This is a genomic window from Variovorax paradoxus (assembly GCF_000834655.1).
GTDB classification, from domain to species: domain Bacteria; phylum Pseudomonadota; class Gammaproteobacteria; order Burkholderiales; family Burkholderiaceae_C; genus Variovorax; species Variovorax paradoxus_F.
Window position 1 is genome coordinate 43259 of record NZ_JXQQ01000097.1, and the last position, 17919, is coordinate 61177.

17 protein-coding genes and 1 tRNA gene are annotated in these 17919 nt (G+C 63.4%); 7 read left to right on the forward strand and 11 right to left on the reverse strand.

Translation table 11 applies throughout. The features are described from left to right. Nucleotides 1-5 precede the first annotated feature (5 nt). The 4 genes from RT97_RS28055 to RT97_RS28070 all read right to left on the reverse strand — a co-directional run bounded on the left by RT97_RS28055 (nt 6) and on the right by RT97_RS28070 (nt 4516). The gene (locus RT97_RS28055; RefSeq protein ID WP_042582138.1) at nt 6-1880 is read right to left on the reverse strand and encodes an Ig-like domain-containing protein; all 1875 of its coding nucleotides are present in this window, start codon (nt 1878-1880) and stop codon (nt 6-8) included. Between the two features lie 223 nt (nt 1881-2103). Continuing rightward, a complete protein-coding gene (locus RT97_RS28060) occupies nt 2104-2676 on the reverse strand; it encodes an HD domain-containing protein (protein ID WP_042582139.1) in 573 nt (190 codons plus the stop codon). 116 nt (nt 2677-2792) lie between these two features. Next, entirely contained in the window at nt 2793-3752 is a 960-nt protein-coding gene (locus RT97_RS28065) for a phosphate acetyltransferase (protein WP_042582140.1), read from the reverse strand. 188 nt (nt 3753-3940) lie between these two features. Further along, nucleotides 3941-4516, reverse strand: coding sequence for a helix-turn-helix domain-containing protein (locus RT97_RS28070; RefSeq protein WP_042582141.1), 576 nt, complete (start codon nt 4514-4516; stop codon nt 3941-3943). 294 nt (nt 4517-4810) lie between these two features. Between RT97_RS28070 and RT97_RS28075 the strand changes: the two genes are divergently transcribed. The 3 genes from RT97_RS28075 (at nt 4811) to RT97_RS33255 (ending at nt 6904) form a co-directional block, all read left to right on the forward strand. After that, entirely contained in the window at nt 4811-5062 is a 252-nt protein-coding gene (locus RT97_RS28075) for a hypothetical protein (protein ID WP_042582142.1), read from the forward strand. A 115-nt stretch (nt 5063-5177) separates the two neighbouring features. Beyond that, a complete protein-coding gene (locus tag RT97_RS32825; protein WP_080898464.1) occupies nt 5178-6290 on the forward strand; it encodes a DUF262 domain-containing protein in 1113 nt (370 codons plus the stop codon). Beyond that, nucleotides 6287-6904, forward strand: coding sequence for an MAE_28990/MAE_18760 family HEPN-like nuclease (locus RT97_RS33255; protein ID WP_155403913.1), 618 nt, complete (start codon nt 6287-6289; stop codon nt 6902-6904). Before RT97_RS32825 ends, RT97_RS33255 begins: the two co-directional genes overlap by 4 nt. Nucleotides 6905-7041: 137 nt before the next feature. On the opposite strand, the gene RT97_RS28080 is transcribed toward RT97_RS33255, so the two are convergent. The 7 genes from RT97_RS28080 to RT97_RS28110 all read right to left on the reverse strand — a co-directional run bounded on the left by RT97_RS28080 (nt 7042) and on the right by RT97_RS28110 (nt 14666). After that, nucleotides 7042-7117 (reverse strand) — tRNA-Thr (locus RT97_RS28080). Between the two features lie 25 nt (nt 7118-7142). After that, nucleotides 7143-8159, reverse strand: a complete 1017-nt coding sequence (locus tag RT97_RS28085) for a class 1 fructose-bisphosphatase (protein ID WP_042582143.1) — start codon at nt 8157-8159, stop codon at nt 7143-7145. A gap of 67 nt (nt 8160-8226) precedes the next feature. Next, on the reverse strand, nt 8227-9024 hold the full coding sequence (locus tag RT97_RS28090) for a hypothetical protein (RefSeq protein WP_042582144.1): 798 nt from the start codon (nt 9022-9024) through the stop codon (nt 8227-8229). 49 nt (nt 9025-9073) lie between these two features. Next, nucleotides 9074-11779: an aminopeptidase N gene (gene pepN / locus RT97_RS28095; protein ID WP_042582145.1), complete on the reverse strand. Its 2706-nt coding sequence runs from the start codon at nt 11777-11779 to the stop codon at nt 9074-9076. Further along, nucleotides 11766-12452 carry an HAD family hydrolase gene (locus RT97_RS28100; RefSeq protein ID WP_042582146.1) on the reverse strand — a complete coding sequence of 229 codons (687 nt, stop codon included), beginning with the start codon at nt 12450-12452 and terminating at the stop codon, nt 11766-11768. The genes pepN and RT97_RS28100 overlap by 14 nt, the downstream gene beginning before the upstream one ends. A 4-nt stretch (nt 12453-12456) precedes the next feature. Then, nucleotides 12457-13561 (reverse strand): peptide chain release factor 2 gene (prfB, locus tag RT97_RS28105; RefSeq protein ID WP_155403914.1). Its coding sequence is split into 2 segments (ribosomal slippage): nt 12457-13479 and nt 13481-13561, totalling 1104 coding nucleotides; the frame shifts between segments, so codons are not numbered across the junction. Nucleotides 13562-13850: 289 nt separating this feature from the next. Beyond that, the gene (locus tag RT97_RS28110; protein ID WP_042582197.1) at nt 13851-14666 is read right to left on the reverse strand and encodes a MetQ/NlpA family ABC transporter substrate-binding protein; all 816 of its coding nucleotides are present in this window, start codon (nt 14664-14666) and stop codon (nt 13851-13853) included. A 235-nt stretch (nt 14667-14901) separates the two neighbouring features. Here RT97_RS28110 and RT97_RS28115 point away from each other — a divergent pair, with 235 nt between their 5' ends. Genes RT97_RS28115 through RT97_RS28130 form a run of 4 tightly spaced genes read left to right on the forward strand, consistent with a single transcriptional unit; the run spans nt 14902 to nt 17674 of the window. Next, a complete protein-coding gene (locus tag RT97_RS28115; RefSeq protein WP_042582147.1) occupies nt 14902-15774 on the forward strand; it encodes a methionine ABC transporter ATP-binding protein in 873 nt (290 codons plus the stop codon). Further along, on the forward strand, nt 15767-16429 hold the full coding sequence (locus RT97_RS28120; protein ID WP_042582148.1) for a methionine ABC transporter permease: 663 nt from the start codon (nt 15767-15769) through the stop codon (nt 16427-16429). Before RT97_RS28115 ends, RT97_RS28120 begins: the two co-directional genes overlap by 8 nt. A 44-nt stretch (nt 16430-16473) precedes the next feature. Next, nucleotides 16474-17295, forward strand: coding sequence for a MetQ/NlpA family ABC transporter substrate-binding protein (locus tag RT97_RS28125; protein ID WP_042582149.1), 822 nt, complete (start codon nt 16474-16476; stop codon nt 17293-17295). Nucleotides 17296-17320: 25 nt separating this feature from the next. Further along, nucleotides 17321-17674 carry a hypothetical protein gene (locus RT97_RS28130; protein ID WP_042582150.1) on the forward strand — a complete coding sequence of 118 codons (354 nt, stop codon included), beginning with the start codon at nt 17321-17323 and terminating at the stop codon, nt 17672-17674. Nucleotides 17675-17919 lie beyond the last annotated feature (245 nt).

Consider the following 17919-nt stretch of genomic DNA (forward strand, 5'->3'; position numbering starts at 1 on the left):
CCACATCAAGACCCACTCCGCTCCCGCGAAGCCACAGCCGTCCGCACCTTCGGCGCCACCGGCGCTGGCACCTGCACCTGCGCCAGAACGCCATCCCCCGAATCCTTCTCCCCATCTTTCAAAGCCAACGCCCGATACGGCGTGACCTGCGCATTCACCTGCATGTTCGCCGACACGCTCGCAACGTTCCCCATCGCATCCACAGCCCGCGCCTCGATGCTCGCGTACCCCGCCGCACCCGGCGTCCAGCTGCACGTATACGGCGCGGCCTTCACGGTGCACAGCGTCTTCCCATCCACGATGAACTGAAGCTCCGCGATCCCCGCATTCGCCGCTGCCGCAGCGGAAAGCGTCGTCGTCCGGCTGACCCCCGTCGCCGCCCGCACGGCAACCGACACCATAGGCGGCGCCACATCCGCCGGCGCATTCACCATCACATTCGCAGTCGCCATCGCCGAGTTGCCCGCCTCATCCACGCCGATCACGCGGATCGTCTGCATGCCGGGCGTCATCGGCGTCCACGCGCAGGTGAAGGGCGGGGCTTCGAAGGTGCAGATCGGAATGCCATCGGCCCCCGCCACCTTTACGCCCCACACGCCCACGTTGTCGACCACCGCAGGCGCGATGGTGACCGGCTGCCCCAGCGTGGCCATCGCGGGTGCCGACACCGACACCGTCGGCGGCACGTTGTCCACGCCGCCCAGCGACATGTCGATGGTGAACGTCGACTGCCCCTTCACCGCCTTCTGCTCGAACGCATCAAAAATCGTGAACCAGCTCGCCGTCGGCGAACGCCCCGGGGCCGAGGCCTTCACCAGCAGCGTCGACTTCGCGCTGTTGAAGCAGGTGAAGCCGCACGCCCAATCGAACGCGAAGCGGCCCGCCTCGTCTGCCACGCCCTGCGCGAGCAGCACCATCGGCTGCTCCGTCGACGTGCCCGCATTGCGCCATACCGACACCTGCGCCCCGGGGAGCGCAGCGCCCGTCGCGCGATCGGTGATGCGCACCTGCGTGGCCGTCGTGCCCGCCATGAACTTCGACGTGCCGTACTTCGGCCAATCGCTCCAGTCGGTGTTGATGTTCGCCTTGGTGCCCGCCGTGAAGCGGATCATGTTCAGCGTGATGACGCGGTTGGTCGCCGGGTCGCGCCGCTGCTCGAACACCGTGCCCAGCAGCGGGTCGAGCCGCCAGCTCTGGCGTGTCCACCAATAGCGGTCGGTGTCGCTCATCAGGGCCAGGTCGGCCTGCGGTGCGGTGCCGGTGGTGTCCTTCACCATCGCGGCGTTGTAGTACTCGCCGGCACCGGCGCCGAACACGTGCTCCAGCTCGTGCAGCAGCGTCTTCAGCTGGCGGCCCAGGTAATCTTTTTCGGTGGACTCGGGCGCGGCCTTGGTGATGTCGCGCGACAGGCGCAGCGGGTCGTGGATCGCGATCCAGTTCAGGTTCCAGGCCACGCCTTTTTGCGGAAAGGTCCAGCTCGCGGCAAGGCCGCCGTGGCTGTAGCCCCGGGCAGACTTGGAGATGCACACCACGACCTCGCCGTTCACCAGCCCGCTGTGGCTGCATTGCGGCGCCGCGGCGGGGGCGACGAGCTGCAGGTCGGCGACCGGGTCGAACACGAAGCTGCGCACCGTCTCGCGCGTGAACACCGTGTTCACGTCGGCCACGTACTGCGCCAGGCGCCGGCCCGCTTCCGCCGCGCCGATGTCATCGGCCAGTTGCGGATCGACGAAAAGCTTCAGCCGATGGACGCTGGGCGTGGCCTTGCCGACCTCGTTCAAGCCCGCCCAGGCCGCAGCCGGGCCAAGGAAGAGGGCGCAACAGCCAAGCACCACACCCAGGTGACGCACGCGCGCAAACAGCGAAATGGAGACGTGCATCGGCCACGAAGTTGTTTCAAAAATGTAAGTTTAGTGTGATTAAAGTGTCACAACCATCTCTTACTTACATTACAGAAACACATTTCGTGCGTTTCCCGCAACTCACCGCGAGACGGGCCCGCCTGCAGGAGCAGCGCGTCAAGGGCGCGACTCCACCTTGCCGCGGATTGCCTCAACTCACCGTCTGGCGATGCCCCGAAGCTTCCCCGCGCCGCCCGTCGCTCTACGGCTGCACCACCATCCGGCGCCGCGTGTCGTCATCGAGCAACTCGCGCAACGCGCTGAAAAGCGGCGTCGTGCCCGTGTGCTTGCGGCCGTACCCCAGGTTGAACGCGTAGTCGAAGTCGGCAGGATTCGCGCCCTGGCTGTGCTGCAGGATCGTCTCCAGCTTGTCGAGCGCCTTCACCGCCTGGGCTTCGGGCGAGGCGGCGGCCTCGTACTCGTCCCACAGCGCGAGCAGTTCGCCGCGCAGCCTGGCATCGAGCGGCGCCATCAGCGTCAGCAGGTCGCGGCGCTCGCGCTCGCTCTTGTCGGGGTGCGCGTGCTGGCTGATGGCCGGAATGTCGCCGTGGATCGCCTCACCCAGGTCGTGCACCACGCACAGCTTCAGCACCTTCAAGAGGTCGAGCCCGGCCAGCTCGTCTTCGAACGCCATCGCCATGAGGCACAGCCGCCAGCTGTGCTCGGCCGTGCTCTCGGCGCGGCCGGTGGAGGTGTGGCCGCTGCGCAGCACGTCCTTGAGTTTTTCCGCCTCGCGCAGGAAGGCGAGCTTGCCCTTGAGTTGCTCGATGTTCATCGGCGGGATCGTAGGCAGGCGGGCTGGGACATGTCCACGCATGAAATATGCGCGGCACCTTCATTCATTCAGTCAGTCATCCATTCATCCGTTCGATCGATCGAACAAGAGACGAATCACCCCACCGCCTTGATCGTCCGGTCCCGCCCCGCCTTCGCCAGCATCGACGCCACCGCGCAAGACGCGAGCCGTGCCGACTCCGAATCCGCCCGGCTCGTCAGGATCACCGGCACCTTCGTGCCCAGAACGATGCCCGCCGCATAGGCGCCGCCCAGGAAGGTGAGGCTCTTGGCGAGCATGTTGCCCGCGTCCAGGTCGGGCACGATCAGCACGTTGGCGCGGCCGGCCACCGGCGAGACGATGCCCTTGATGCGCGCGGCCTCGGCGTCGATGGCGTTGTCCATGGCCAGCGGGCCGTCGAGCTGCGCACCGGTGATCTGGCCGCGGTCGGCCATCTTGCAGAGCACGGCGGCGTCCAGCGTGGAGGGCACCTTGGCGTTCACCGTTTCGGTGGCCGAGAGAATCGCCACCCGCACCGCGGGCATGTGCAGCGCGTGCGCGAGGTCGATGGCGTTCTGCACGATGTCGACCTTCTCTTCCAGCGTGGGCGCGATGTTGATCGCCGCGTCGGAAATGACCAGCGGCTGCGCGTGGCCCGGCACGTCCATCACGAAGCAGTGGCTGATGCGCCGCGAGGTGCGCAGGCCCCCCTCGCGCCGCACCACCGCGCCCATCAGCTCGTCGGTGTGCAGGCTGCCCTTCATCAACGCATCGACCTCGCCGCGCAAGGCCATGGCCACGGCGGCGTCGGCCGCGGCGTGGCTGTGCGGCGCATCGACGATGGCGAGGTGCGCGATGTCGGCGCCGGCCTCGCGCGCCGCGGCCTCGATCTTGGCGCGCGGGCCGATCAGCGTCGGCGCGATGAGGCCGAGCGCGGCGGACGCGAGCGCCGCATCGAGCGACACCGCGTTGACCGGGTGCACCACCGCGACGCGCAGCGGGGGGAGGGCGCGAGCGGCGGCGATCAGGCGGTCGTAGTGGGGGTGCGATGCGGCGGGAGAAGGGGTAGACACCATGCGGGCTCCGGAAGATGGGTGAGAGGCGAACGGGGCGAACAACGCGAACTGGGCGATCGGCGTCGATCAGGCCGAAGGTGAGTTTGCCGCATCCCCATGAAGGTCCGGGTGATGGTCCGCGCGCTGGTGGCCAGCCCCTCCATGCCCTGCCGTCGTGGCCGAGGCCTTCACCGTCGTCACCATCATCATCAAAGCGTTTCGACCAACCGTGCCGACGTGCCATCGGACAGCATGAGCCGCGTCCACCGGCAACGGCTCTGCGCAATGGGCACGAGCTGCGAATCGTTGGTGCCCGTCGCGAACTCCAGCGAGGGCGGCGCGAGCGCATCGCGCCAGCCGATGCCGTCGAGCATCGCCTCCTTGCCTGCGATCTCCGGCGTGGCATAGCGCCAGAGCGAGCGGCCCAGCAGCAGCGAGAGCGGCGCGCCGAACTCGGCCGCCCTGCGCGCGGACGAGGCCAGCAGGCGATGCGTGATGTCGCACACCAGATGCGCCGGCCGCGGGCTCTCGTTGACGAGCCTGGCCAGCGCATGGTCGGCGGCCGCATCGAGCCGCGCTGACAACAGCGCCTCGGCGCGTGCGCGCTCGGCGGGCTCCATCGCCTGCGTGCCGGACTCCCAGCGCGAGATGGTCGATTGATTGACGTTGAAGAGCTCGGCCGCGTGCGATTGCTTCACGCGATGCAGCAGGCGCCAGCGCTTCAGGGCTGTGCCCAATTGCGGATGCGTGGCGGGGGTGGTGATGGTGATGACGGGGTCTTGCATGTCGTCGATTCATTGCCGATTTGTTGCCGCGACCAACGCCGAGACAGAGGGCATTTTGTTTTGGTTTGCCGATGTGGGCAAAGTTGGCGCGATGCGCGATTTGCTCGCCGCACAAGCGCTCCGTTGAAACGCTTCTCTTCGTATATTTGTCGACCGCCGCGCCTCACGGCGGGACATCGAAATGCACACCGCAGCGATGTCGATGTGAGGCAGAAAAGGCGACGGCCAAGGTGCGCTAACACCATGGCTGTCTGACCAATCAACGTGCAGTAACTTTGCAGGAAAGCACATCAAATGGCTGATCGAATTATCGCCGGGCAAAACTCGCCCACTTCCCACGACGCAATCGCCCAGCAGGATGCCGTCGACATTCTTGAGAACAAGTTGACTCAGCTGCGGTCTCTGCTGCACTGCTGCTATGGGGAGGAGCAGGATCTGCTCGAGGCGATTGGGGCGGAGCACCGAGGCAACATCATGTGGATTGCTGCGGACCTTGCAGAGGACTCTATTCGACTATTCCAAGAAATGCAGAGAACTCCTGCGTAGTAGTCTCAAGTCCCTCGGTATCAAACAGCCTGTCCAAGCTGCTAGTTTGCTGTCTACAAGGGCCCATAAGGAATGTTTCCTGATATAACTCATGCATTAACGCTTGAGAACCAAAATGCAACTCGAAACAGAAATTGAACAATCAAAGCGGCTTGTAAGAACGGACGCTTATCAAATGTCGATTGGCGAAATCGTCAATATGTATAAGGATGGAGAGCTCATTATAAATCCTGATTTTCAGAGGCTTTTTCGATGGGAACAGAGTCAAAAGTCTAAATTGATCGAATCTGTTTTGCTTGGTATCCCGCTTCCCCCAATATTTGTTTTTGAGACGCAAAACTCAAAATGGGAACTAATAGATGGGCTGCAAAGAGTTTCCACTCTCCTCGAGTTCATGGGTCTGCTGAAAAATGATAAAAAACTCCAGCCCCCATCGGTAATGGAGTCGACCAAATATCTGCCATCACTTAGAAATTCTGTATGGGAGCTTAGCGACCAAGTTGTGGGTGTCGATGTTAAGGATCAGCAGCCTTTAGCTATGAGTCAACAATTGGCTATACGTCGATCACGACTAGGTGTGGAGATTTTGAAACGGCCAAGTGACGACAATACAAAGTACGATCTATTTCAGCGTTTGAATTCTGCTGGCACTCCAGCAAATCCGCAGGAAATAAGAAACTGCGTGATCATCATGATCAACGGTGATTATTTTAAGTTTGTACGAGGACTAGCAGAAACTGCCTCATTTCTCGAAATCGCAGGTGTGAGCGAAGAGCAGCGAGAAAGACAACGAAACCTTGAGTACGCTTCTCGTTTTTTGACCCATACCTTTGTGAATTACGATGGAAAATTAGATGTCGAGGAATTCATTGACGAAGGTATGAAAGAACTCGCTGCTGTCGGGGAACAAAAGAAGGCCAAGAAGGTTTTTGTAGGAACATTTAAACTGCTTCATGAAACATATGGGAGCAATTCTTTGCGGCGGCGCCAACCCAATGGTCAACATACTGGGCGTATTGGGTTGGCAGCATTTGAAGCTATCGCTGTGGGGATTGGCCGAAACTACGAGGCAATAATGAAGCTAAAAAGCCCAAAAGAATACGTGGAAGGGCGAATAAATCAGTTCTGGAAAAGCACACAGATCGATAAATTCTTCACTCCCGGCTTGAGAGGAACTATTCGAATCGATCGAACGATTCCTTTTGGAACAAAATGGTTTAAGCCGTGAGTAAAGCGCGTAGCGAGGCAGAGCTTTCTGATCAGTTGGATGCTGACTTGACTTGGCGTCTTAAAGAACTTTCTGACCTTAAGCAAGCAATCAAAGATGCTCCAGCAATAAATAGAAAAGTACTGCTAAAGGCTTTGGTGGCACTTTCTTACGCGCATTGGGAGGGGCTTGTGAAGTCGTCGGCGCAACGCTACTTCGACTACGTCACGAATCGGCGACTCCCATATTTGCAGCTGGAGCGTCAAACCTATGTTAATTCGTTCTTGGTTCGATTGGCTGCCTTCTCGCATCAAAAGCCTGCTTTGGCCGAGCGAATCGATTTAATTAATGAGGTTTTAGATTCTCAAGAAAAAAGGTTTGTAAAAATTCATCCTGACTTAATTCACACTGGTTCAAACTTGAAACACGAAGTGCTGGTGAATATTTGCAAAATATGCGGGATAGATTTTTTGCAGTTTAACGGAGACGTTACTTTCATTGATGAAATACTACTGAAGCGGCGTAACGCAATTGCTCATGGGGACGATTCTGCGGTAGCGTTCGATGAGATCGATGGCTTGGTGGATGGCACAATTAGATTGATGCGAACTTTCAAGAACAGCCTCGAAAAATAAGGTGTATGAACGAAAATATTTAGCTGCCCCGACCTAGGCGAAGCTAGTTGCCACGCGCTCTCCTTGGTTAAGGCCAACAATCTTTTTAATTGAGAAATGAAAAAGCCCCTGCATCTTGCGATACAGGGGCTTTCATTTGGTGCCGGAGAGATGAATCGAACACCCGACCTTCTCATTACGAATGAGCTGCTCTACCGACTGAGCTACACCGGCGAAGCCTCAGATTATAGCCACCTCATCAGGCCTTTTCGGCGTGGTACTGGGTCAAACGCTCAACTTCGTTACGCGAACCCAACATCACGCTCACCCGCTCGTGCAGCTTGGTGGGCTTCAGGTCCAGGATGCGCTGCTTGCCGTTGGTGGCCGCGCCGCCGGCCTGCTCGACCAGCCAGCTCATCGGGTTCGCCTCGTACATCAGCCGCAGCTTGCCGGCCTTCTCGGGCTCGCGCTTGTCCCACGGGTACATGAACACGCCGCCGCGCATCAGGATGCGGTGCACGTCGGCCACCATGCTGGCAATCCAGCGCATGTTGAAGTCCTTGCCGCGCGGGCCTTCCTTGCCGGCCAGGCACTCGTCGATGTAGCGCTTCATCGGCACGTCCCAGTGGCGCATGTTGCTCATGTTGATCGCGAATTCCTTGGTGTCCGCCGGAATCTGGATGTCTTCCTGCGTCAGCACGAAGCTGCCTTGCTCGCGGTCGAGCGTGAACATGGCCACGCCGTTGCCCACGGTGAGCACCAACGTGGTCTGCGGGCCGTAGATGCAGTAGCCCGCGGCCACCTGTTGCGTGCCGGGCTGCAGAAAGTCGGCCTCCTGCACGCCGGGGGTGTCGTCGGGCTTCTTCAGCACGCTGAAGATGGTGCCGATGCTCACGTTCACGTCGATGTTGCTGCTGCCGTCCAGCGGGTCGAACATCAACAGGTATTCGCCCTGCGGGTAGCGGTTGGGCACCACATAAATGCTGTCCATTTCCTCGCTGGCCATGGCCGCGAGGTGGCCGCCCCATTCGTTGGCCTCGATGAGCACTTCGTTGGCGATGATGTCCAGCTTCTTCTGGATCTCGCCCTGCACGTTCTCGCTCTCGGCCGTGCCGAGCACACCGCCCAGCGCGCCCTTGTTGACGGCCTGGCTGATGCTCTTGCACGCACGGGCCACCACTTCGAGCAGCAAGCGCAGCTGGCCCGGAATGAGGCCGTCGGCGCGCTGTTGTTCGACGAGGTAGCGGGTGAGGGAAATCTTCTGTTGTTGAGCCATGTGCTTCCTGGAGAGGGATCGATTCGGTTCGATTCGATGGGGTAATGGTTGTGGTGGTCTGCCGGCGTCAGTCGGCGTTGTCTTCGGGCCAGGGGGCGCCGAGGTCGTAGGCGATGCGTATCGCAACGTCGGCCGTGGCCTTGGCCAGCCCCTCGTTCAGCAGCTTGCCTTGGTCTGCGAGCCAGAGCGCGCGGCGGGTGCTGCGCTGGGTGTTGGCGTCCTTGCCGCGCAGCTCCTGCTTGAGCGAAGGGCCGACGAGGTCGGCAAGGCTCACGGTCGAACGGTACGAATATTCGTGCCACAGCGTTCGCTTGTCGGGGGAGCCGATGCGCACGTTGGCGCGCACCACGGCTTCGTCCTCATCGTCGGAAACGTTGGCCCAGCCTTCGACCACGGTCTGCGCGCTGTCGGGGTTCAGCGGGCTGCCCCGGAACATGCTGGAGGCAGGCTCGCGGTAGGTGGTGCCCTGGAAGTTGGGGCTGGTGCGCAATGCCTTTTCGAGGCGCGGACTGAGCAGGGGCGCCAGTTCGTAGTTGCCCATCACTGCAAGGTAAAGGGCCGAGCGCGACTGGATCTCTTGCTGCTGCGAGTCCTGGTAGCTCTTGTTGGCCGCGCCGGTCGCGCCGCCGAGCGCGATGGCGCCGAGGATGCCAACGCCGGGAATCGCCGACATTCCGGCGCCGATGACGCGCATGCGCTTGGCGCCGGCGTCGGGGTCGCTTTCCACCTCGACGCCGATGCTGGGCACGACCACCTGCACGGTCGAGCCGGGCAGGGTGGCGAGTTGCGACTTCTTGATCCACGGCTGGCGCGAGCTACCTCCGGAGCCCGCACAGCCGGCGAGGGCCGCGCAGAGCAGCAGCACCGTCGCCGTCGTCAGCGCGAGCGCCGGCCGCCGTTTCGGCCGGGGCCGCTCAGTTGCCGGCGAGTGCACGCGTCACCACCTCATGCGTGTCCTTGCTGAGGTCCGGCTTGGCTGCCACACGCGCAATCGCTTCGCGCGCGGCGCTGCGGTACGGCTCGGCCAGCTTGCTCCAGCGGTCGAGCGCGCGCGCCAGGCGTGCGGCCACCTGCGGGTTGATGGCGTCCAGCTCGATCACGCGGTCGCTCCAGAACACGTAGCCGGCCGCGTCGGGGCGGTGGAAGGCGCCGGGGTTCGCGCTGCAGTAACTGAAGATCACGCTGCGCGCGCGGTTCGGGTTCTTGAGCGAGAAGTCCGGGTGCTTCATCAGCTGCTTGACCAGCGGCAGGATGTCGCCGCCGCGGTCGCTGGCACCGGCCTGCAGCGAGAACCACTTGTCGATGACCAGCGCCTCGTCCTTGAAGATGGCGTGGAACCGCGCGAGCGCCTGCGCCGCGAGCGTGTGGCCCGACGACACGAGTGCGTTGAGCGCGTTGAAGCGGTCGGTCATGTTGCCCGCGTCCTTGAAGCGCTGCAGCGTCTTGCCCGGCCACACGGTGTCGCCGGATGCGCGTGCCGCCAGGCACAGGAAGTTGAGCGCCATGCCGGCCAGCGCGCGGCGGCCCGAGGAGGTCGGGTCGGGCGTGTAGGCGCCGGTGTCGTGGTTCTCTTCGTACACCTGTTCCCAGTCGGCGAAGAGGGCGGTGGCGAGCTGGGCGCGCATGGCTTCGCGCACCAGGTGCACGCGCTGCGGATCGACCACGTCGAGCTGCTCGGCGATGTAGGTTTCCGACGGCAGGGTGAGCACCAGTTCCTTGAAGGCGGCGTCGAGCTGCGGGTTGCGCAGCACGCTGCGCATGGCGTCGATGTAGGCGTCGTTCAGCACGGGGCTGGTGTCGGTCGCGAGCGCCGCAATGCCCTGCAGCGCGGCGCGCAAGCCCAGGCGCTGGCCGGCTTCCCAGCGGTTGAACGGGTCGGGGTCGTTGGCCAGCAGGGTGAGCAGCTGGGCGTCGGTGTACTCGAAGTCGAGGATCACCGGCGCGCTGAAGCCACGCAAGATCGACGGCACGGGCTCGGCATCGAGGCCCACGAAGGTGAGCTGTTCGCCAGCGCGCGAGAGCACGATGGTTCGTGTGCCGCGCGTTACATCCGCTTCGCCTTCGAGCTGAATCGGCAGCTCGCGCCCGTTGGCATCGAGCAGGCCGATATTCAGCGGAATGACGAAGGGCTCCTTCGTCGGCTGGCCCGGCGTGGGCGGGCAGCTCTGCACCACGCTCAGCGTGTAGCTGCGGTTCTGCGCGTCGTACACGCCGTGCGCCGCAAGGCGGGGCGTGCCGGCCTGGCTGTACCAGCGCTTGAACTGGGGCAGGAGGCGCGCCAGTTCCGAATCGGGGTTGGCATCGGCAATGGCCTGCGCGAAATCGTCGCAGGTCACGGCCTGGCCGTCGTGGCGTTCGAAGTAGAGCGTGATGCCCTTCTCGAAGCCCTTGCGGCCGACCAGCGTCTGCATCATGCGAACGACCTCGGCACCCTTTTCGTAGATGGTGACGGTGTAGAAGTTGCTGATCTCGATGTAGCTGTCGGGCCGCACCGGGTGGGCCATGGGGCCGGCGTCTTCGGGGAACTGGGCGGTGCGCAGCACGCGCACGTCTTCGATGCGCTTCACGGCGCGGGCCGAAGCGTCGGCGCACAAATCCTGGCTGAACTCCTGGTCGCGGAAGACGGTGAGGCCTTCCTTCAGCGAGAGCTGGAACCAGTCGCGGCAGGTCACGCGGTCGCCGCTCCAGTTATGAAAGTACTCGTGGCCGACGACGCTTTCGATGTTGCTGTAGTCCGCATCGGTGGCGGTGGCCTGGTTGGCCAGAACGTACTTCGTGTTGAAGATGTTCAGGCCCTTGTTCTCCATGGCGCCCATGTTGAAGTCGCTGGTCGCAACGATCATGAAGCGGTCCAGGTCCAGCGGCAGGCCGAAGCGGGCCTCGTCCCACAGCACGGAGTTGATGAGCGAGTTCATCGCGTGCTCGGTCTTGTCGAGGTCGCCGGCGCGCACGTACACCTGCAGCAAATGCTCCTTGCCGTTGCGCGCGGTGATGCGCTGCTCGCGCGCCACCAGTTTGCCGGCCACGAGCGCGAAGAGGTAGCTGGGCTTGCGGAACGGGTCGACCCACTTGGCGAAGTGACGGCCCTCGGGCAGGTCGCCCTGCTCGACGAGGTTGCCGTTCGACAGCAGCACCGGGTACGCGGCCTTGGCGGCGCGCAGCGTGACGGTGTAGGTCGACATCACATCGGGGCGGTCCAGAAAGTACGTGATGCGGCGAAAGCCCTCGGCCTCGCACTGCGTGAAGAAGGTGTCTTCGCTCACGAACAGGCCCATCAGCTTGGTGTTCTTGATGGGGCAGCAGGTGGTGAAGATCTCGAGCTCGAAGTCGCCTTCTTCGGCGTAGGGCAGGCCATCGATGACGAGCTGGTCGCCTTCCATGCGGAACGAGGCGCCCTGGCCGTTGACCAGCACGCGCGCCAGGTTGAGCTCGTCGCCGTGCAGGCGCAGCGGCTGGATGGGCGCATCGGGGTTGCGGCGAAGGCGCATGCGATTGAGCACGCGGGTCTTGGCGGGGTCCAGGTCGAAGGTCAGGTCGACGGTGTCGATCCAGTAGCCGGGAGCCGCATAGTCTTCGCGGCGAATGGCAATGGGTTGGCCTTGAGCATCACGCAGCATCATCGAGGGTCTCCAGAAAATTCGAATGGGCGAGTTCGTTGTAGTCACGAACCGCGGCAATGACATGGGGGCCGGCAAGCTCGGCGGCGGTATGGGTGCTGCACACGGCCACGGCACGCATGCCGCCGCGGCGGGCGGCCTCGATGCCGAAGGGGGCGTCTTCGAAAACGATGCAGCGCTCGGGCGCCACGCCGATGCGGCGCGCGGCTTCCAGGAAGATCGCGGGAGTGGGCTTGCCACTGAAGCCTTCGTCGCCACCGACTATTGCGAGCGGCAGCGGGTCCATCTTCAGGCGCGACATGGCGAACTCGATGTTGCCCTTGTCGCCCGCCGTGCCCACCGCCACCTTGAGGCCGCGCGCAACGGCGGCCTTGGCGAAGGCGGTGAAGCCAGCGACTTCGGTGAAGTTGTCGCTGAACATGGCGCGGTAGATCTCTTCCTTCTCGTGCACCAGCACCTGGGCTTCGTCGTCGGAGAGCTTGCGATCGAACAGCTCGTGCATGCACTCGAGGCCGGTGCGGCCCGTGGTGCGCGCGAGGATGTCGCTCACATCGAGCTTCAGGCCGTGGCGCGCCACGAACTCCACCCACGAGCGCGCATGCCAGGGCATGGAGTCGATCATGGTGCCGTCCATGTCGAAGATGAAGGCTTCGACCTTGCCGTGCGTGAGCGTCATCGGTTTACACGCCTTGCTTCAGCGAAGCTTCGATGAACACATCGAGGTCGCCATCGAGCACCTTCTGCGTGGCCGAGACTTCGACGTTGGTGCGCAGGTCCTTGATGCGGCTGTTGTCCAGCACGTAGCTGCGGATCTGGTGGCCCCAGCCCACGTCGGTCTTGCTGTCTTCCAGCTTTTGCTGCTCTTCCTGGCGCTTGCGCATCTCGTGGTCGTACAGGCGCGAGCGCAGGCGCTTCCACGCCACGTCGCGGTTGCTGTGCTGGCTGCGGCCGTCCTGGCACTGCACGACGATGCCGGTCGGAATGTGCGTCAGGCGCACGGCCGAGTCGGTCTTGTTGATGTGCTGGCCGCCCGCGCCCGAGGCACGGAAGGTGTCGGTGCGCACGTCCGAAGGGTTGATGTCGATCTCGATCGAGTCATCGATTTCCGGGTACACGAAGATGCTGGCGAAGCTGGTGTGGCGGCCGCCCGAGGAGTCGAACGGGGACTTGCGCACCAGGCGGTGCACGCCGGTCTCGGTGCGCAACAGGCCGAAGGCGTAGTCGCCCTCGACCTTGATGGTCGCGCCCTTGATTCCGGCGGTGTCGCCGGGCGTTTCGTCTTCGATCTGCGTCTTGAAGCCCTTGCGCTCGGCGTACTTCAGGTACTGGCGCAGCAGCATGCTGGCCCAGTCGCAAGCCTCGGTGCCGCCGGCGCCGGCCTGGATGTCGACGAAGGCGTTGAGCGGGTCGGCCGGGTTGTTGAACATCCGGCGGAATTCGAGCTGCTTGATGTCTGCTTCGAGCGCGGTGGCGTCATCAGAGATGGACTGCAAGCCGTCCATGTCGCCTTCTTCCTTGGACATCTCGAAGAGCTCGGAGTTGTCCGAAAGGCCATTGGTGAGCCGGTCGAGCGTGACGACCACGTCGTCGAGCGACTTCTTTTCCTTGCCCAGTTCCTGGGCCTTCTTGGGGTCGTTCCAGACGTTGGGGTCTTCGAGCGACGCGTTGACTGTCCTCAGTCGTTCAGCTTTGGCATCGTAGTCAAAGATACCTCCGTAAATCGACCGTGCGGGCGCTCAGGTCCGCGAGCATTGCGCCGATTTGGTTGATCTGTTCTGCGTCCATGGGGTGTCCTGACTGTGTTGGGTTGGTGTTCGGGGGAACCGGGTATTTTCTCACGCCCGAGAAGCCCGCCCTGGAGAGCCCCCGTATTGCTCCTTCCCCTCCCGGGGGAAGGCTGGGATGGGGGCACGACGGCCTTGAAAAAGCGGTGCGTGTCCAGAGGCCGCGTGCCCCCACCCCAACCCTCCCCCGGGAGCGGAGGGAGCCGGACAAGAAAAAGCCCCCTGGGCGCGTCGCGTGCGCACAGGGGGCAAGGGGGAAGATCAACCCGGGTCTGACTGCCTGCGCCGGATCAGAACGCCGGCACGAGCGAACCCTTGAACTGCGTCTCGATGAAGCTCTTCACCTCCGGCGACTGGTAGGCGGCCACGAGGCGCTTGGCCCACGGCTTGTCCTTGTCGGCGCGGCGCACGGCGATCAGGTTGGCGTAGGGGCTCTTCGGGGCTTCCTTGATCACGGCGTCCTTGTTGAGCGACAGGCCCGCCTTCTCGGCGTAGTCGTTGTTGATGGAGGCGATGGCCAGGTCGTCCAGCGAGCGCGGCAGCTGGGCCGCATCGAGCGCCACGAGCTTGAGCTTCTTGGGGTTGGTCACCACGTCCAGCGGGGTGGCGTTGTTGTTCTTCACCGCCTCGGGCTTGAGCGTGATGAGGCCGGCCGTCTGCAGCAGCAGGAGGGCGCGGTTGCCGTTCGACGGGTCGTTTTGGATGCCGACCGAGGCGCCATCGGGCAACTGGTCGATCGACTTGATCTTGCGCGAGTAGAAGCCCAGCGGCGCGGTGATCGTGAGGCCCACGGGCACGATGTCGAAGCCGCGCGCCTTGTTCTGGTTATCGAGGAAGGGCTGGTGCTGGAAGGCGTTGGCGTCCAGGTCGCCCGAGGCGAGCGCTGCGTTGGGCAGCTGGTAGTCGTTGAACACCACGACCTGGATGTTCAGGCCGTCCTTGGCGGCGACCTTCTTGACCACCTCGAAGATCTGCTCGCCGTTGCCGACCGAGACGCCGACTTTCAGGGTGTTCTTGTTGTCCTGCGCGAAGGCGGTGCCGCCGGCGAAAAGAGCGGTGGCCAGTGCGGCAAGGGCCAGGGTGCGGCGGCGGAAAGTGCTGTGCATGTTGTTGCGCGAAATCAAAAAATGAAGGCGCGAATGTGGCACTGCCGCACGGATTTGGGAACGAACCAATCCGCATATCGTTATGGCGCTCGCGGCGCGCGTCTTGAAATGCTTATGCGTTTTCATGCATAAGCAAGCGCCGATTTGTTCGTTCCCTTTTGGCGCCTTTGTTTTCATACTCGGCACCTTTTTGCGAACTCCGCGACCTGCCTTCATGCAGGCCGTGCCTCTCTCCATGACCAACCATTCGCCTGATACGGCCCGCGGCAACGCGGAGCAGCCGGTCATCCGTCTCCAATCGGTGCAGAAGTCCTTCGCCTTGCCCAGCGGCGAGGTGTTCGACGCCGTGCAGTCGCTCTCGCTCGACATCCACCAGGGCGACGTGTTCGGCCTGATCGGCAAGAGCGGCGCCGGCAAGTCGACGCTGCTGCGCCTCATCAACCTCTTGGAGCGTCCCGATGCGGGCCGCGTGCTGGTCGGCGGGCGCGACCTCACCACGCTCTCGCGCCGCGAGCTGCGCGACACGCGCCAGAACATCGGCATGATCTTCCAGCAGTTCAACCTGCTGCAGAACGCCACGGTGTTCGACAACGTGGCCTTCCCGCTGAAGATCCACGGCCGCCACTCCAAGGCCGAGATCAATGAGCGGGTGCGCGAATGCCTCGACCTCGTGGGCCTCGCCGAAAAGATCGACACCTACCCGGCCCAGCTCTCGGGCGGCCAGAAGCAGCGCGTGGCCATCGCCCGCGCGCTGGCGCCGCGCCCGCAGGTGCTGCTGTGCGACGAGCCCACCTCGGCGCTGGATACCGAAACCACCCGCGCGCTGCTCGAGACGCTGCGCGACATCAACCAGAAGATCGGCGTGACCATCGTGATCGTCACGCACGAGCTCTCGGTGGTCGAGGTGCTGTGCCGCAACGTGGCCATCCTCGAGAAGGGCCGGCTGGTGGAGCAGTTCGCCGTCGATGCGCCGAGCGAAGAGCGCAAGACCGCGCTCGGCCGCGAGATCGACGAGCTGGTGCGCCGCCGCGAGCGCGAGGCGCGCCTGCCGGTCGAGCCGCGTTCCGCATCCACCGCGCGCAATGCCGAGGAGGTGGCCTATGTTTGAGAACATCGCCCCCATCCTTCCCGAGCTCTGGACCGCCACGGGCCAGACTTTCATGATGCTGGCCATCGGCCTGTCGGCCGCGGTGCTGATCGGCGGGCCGCTGGGCATCCTGCTCTTCCTGCTGGGGCCGGGCCAGTCGCTGGAAAACAAGCCGGCGTTCCTGGTGCTGAACTGGATCGTGAACACGGTGCGGTCGTTCCCTTTCATCATCCTGCTGGTGGCGCTGGTGCCGTTCACGCGAATCATCGCGGGCACCTCCATCGGGCCGCTGGCGGCCGCGGTGCCGCTGTCGTTCGCGGCCATTCCGTATTTCGCGCGGCTGGTGGACCAGTGCCTGCGCGAAGTGCCGCGCGGCGTGATCGAGGCGGCGCACGCCATGGGCGCCTCGGAGCTGCAGATCGTCTGGCGCGTGCTGGTGGTCGAGGCGCGCTCGGGCCTGGTGCTCGCGCTCACGGTGCTGGCGGTGAGCTTTCTCTCGTACTCGGCGATTGCCGGCGTGGTGGGCGGCGGCGGCATCGGCGACCTGGCGATCCGCTACGGCTACTACCGCTTCCAGACCGACGTGATGGTGCTCACCGTGGCGCTGCTCGTGGTGCTGGTACAGATCCTGCAATTCGTGGGGAACACCACGGCGCGCAGGCTGGACAAGCGTTGATTTCCTTCTTTTCTCCTTTTCTCTTTTCTCCTGTTGCTCATTCCATGAAAACCGCATTGCTGCGCCGCTCCGTCCTCGCCCTGTCCCTCGTCGCGCTGTCGTTCGGCGGCCTCTCGCTCGCGCAGGCGCAAGACGCCAAGAAAAACCTCGTGATCGGCGGCACCGCCGGCTCGAACATCGACCAGCTGAAGGTCGGCATCGTCCCCATCCTCGAGAAGAAGGGCTACAAGGTGAAGCTGGTCGAGTTCAACGACTACGTGCAACCCAACCTCGCGCTCGCCCAGGGCTCGCTCGACGCCAATTTCTTCCAGCACCAGGTCTATCTGAAGAAGTTCTCCGCCGACCAGAAGCTGGACCTCGCCGAACTGGTGCAGGGCCCGATCGCGCCGCTGGGCGTGTATTCGACCAAGCGCAAGACGCTGGCCGACGTGAAGGAGGGCGACCGCGTGACGCTCCCGAATGACCCGAGCAACCTGGCGCGGGCGCTGGTGCTGCTGGAGCAGAACAAGCTCATCACCATCAAGGCCGGCGTGGACCCGATCCGGGCGTCTGAAAAGGACGTGGCCGAGAACCCGAAGAAGCTCAAGTTCATTCCGCTCGAAGCCGCGCAACTGCCGCGCTCGCTGGGCGACACCGAGTACGCCATCGTCAACGGCAACTTCGCGATCTCCTCGGGCCTGAAGCTCACCGAGGCCGTGGTGCTGGAGAAGACGCCCGACTACTACCTCAATGTGGTCGCGGTGAAGACCGGCGACAAGAACTCGGCCTGGGCCAAGGACATCGTCGAGGCCTACCACTCGAAGGAATTCAAGACGGTGGTCGATACCAAGTTCCAGGGCTACGCCAAGCCCAGCTTCCTGCAGTAGTCAACTTCAACGAAGGACGCCTCTCATGCCCGTGCTCGCCGTATTCGATGCCCAAGCCAACTGGCGCGACACGCACGTGTGCGACGGCTGGATCACCGAGCATCTGGCCCAGCAGGGCGTGAGCTGGGGGCGGGGCAAGGCGAAGAAGGGGCAGCGTGCGCTCGATGGGGCGGGGTTGTTCTATCTGCCTGTTGCAGATGGGTATCTGGGGCTGTTGTTCGAAGGGGGCGAGTGGGTTTCCATTCCCTCGGACAAGCCGCATTTCTTCGATGCGGGGGAGGCGGAGGCTCTCGATGGGCTGCCTGCCGAGTTGCCGCTGTTCGAGGCCTTTGTCGAAGAGGTGCTGTCGCTGACAGGGAACGACGCCGACGAAGAGTGAAGGTGGGATCGGGCTTCGAGGGCGTCGCTCGCAAGTTCGACGCCGCGCGCCCCCACCCCGGCCCTCCCCCGGAAGGGGAGGGAGAAAGTCAGAACGCGGCCCCGGTCTTAGATGTTGGCATTGCTCCTTCCCCTTCCGGGGGAAGGTTGGGATGGGGGCAAGCGGCGCTTGCAAAAGCTGTGCATGCGCGAAGGCCGCGTGCCCCCACCCCGACCCTCCCCCGGGAGGGGAGGGAGAAAGTCAGA

Coding starts and splice junctions, on each gene's coding strand:
- RT97_RS28125 (WP_042582149.1), top strand. CDS start 16,474: ATGAAAACCGCATTGCTGCGCCGCTCCGTCCTCGCCCTGTCCCTCGTC.
- RT97_RS28110 (WP_042582197.1), bottom strand. CDS start 14,666: ATGCACAGCACTTTCCGCCGCCGCACCCTGGCCCTTGCCGCACTGGCC.
- RT97_RS28100 (WP_042582146.1), bottom strand. CDS start 12,452: ATGACGCTCACGCACGGCAAGGTCGAAGCCTTCATCTTCGACATGGAC.
- RT97_RS28070 (WP_042582141.1), bottom strand. CDS start 4,516: ATGCAAGACCCCGTCATCACCATCACCACCCCCGCCACGCATCCGCAA.
- RT97_RS28120 (WP_042582148.1), top strand. CDS start 15,767: ATGTTTGAGAACATCGCCCCCATCCTTCCCGAGCTCTGGACCGCCACG.
- RT97_RS28130 (WP_042582150.1), top strand. CDS start 17,321: ATGCCCGTGCTCGCCGTATTCGATGCCCAAGCCAACTGGCGCGACACG.
- RT97_RS28085 (WP_042582143.1), bottom strand. CDS start 8,159: ATGGCTCAACAACAGAAGATTTCCCTCACCCGCTACCTCGTCGAACAA.
- RT97_RS32825 (WP_080898464.1), top strand. CDS start 5,178: ATGCAACTCGAAACAGAAATTGAACAATCAAAGCGGCTTGTAAGAACG.
- RT97_RS28060 (WP_042582139.1), bottom strand. CDS start 2,676: ATGAACATCGAGCAACTCAAGGGCAAGCTCGCCTTCCTGCGCGAGGCG.
- RT97_RS28115 (WP_042582147.1), top strand. CDS start 14,902: ATGACCAACCATTCGCCTGATACGGCCCGCGGCAACGCGGAGCAGCCG.
- RT97_RS28075 (WP_042582142.1), top strand. CDS start 4,811: ATGGCTGATCGAATTATCGCCGGGCAAAACTCGCCCACTTCCCACGAC.
- RT97_RS28055 (WP_042582138.1), bottom strand. CDS start 1,880: ATGCACGTCTCCATTTCGCTGTTTGCGCGCGTGCGTCACCTGGGTGTG.
- pepN (WP_042582145.1), bottom strand. CDS start 11,779: ATGATGCTGCGTGATGCTCAAGGCCAACCCATTGCCATTCGCCGCGAA.
- RT97_RS28065 (WP_042582140.1), bottom strand. CDS start 3,752: ATGGTGTCTACCCCTTCTCCCGCCGCATCGCACCCCCACTACGACCGC.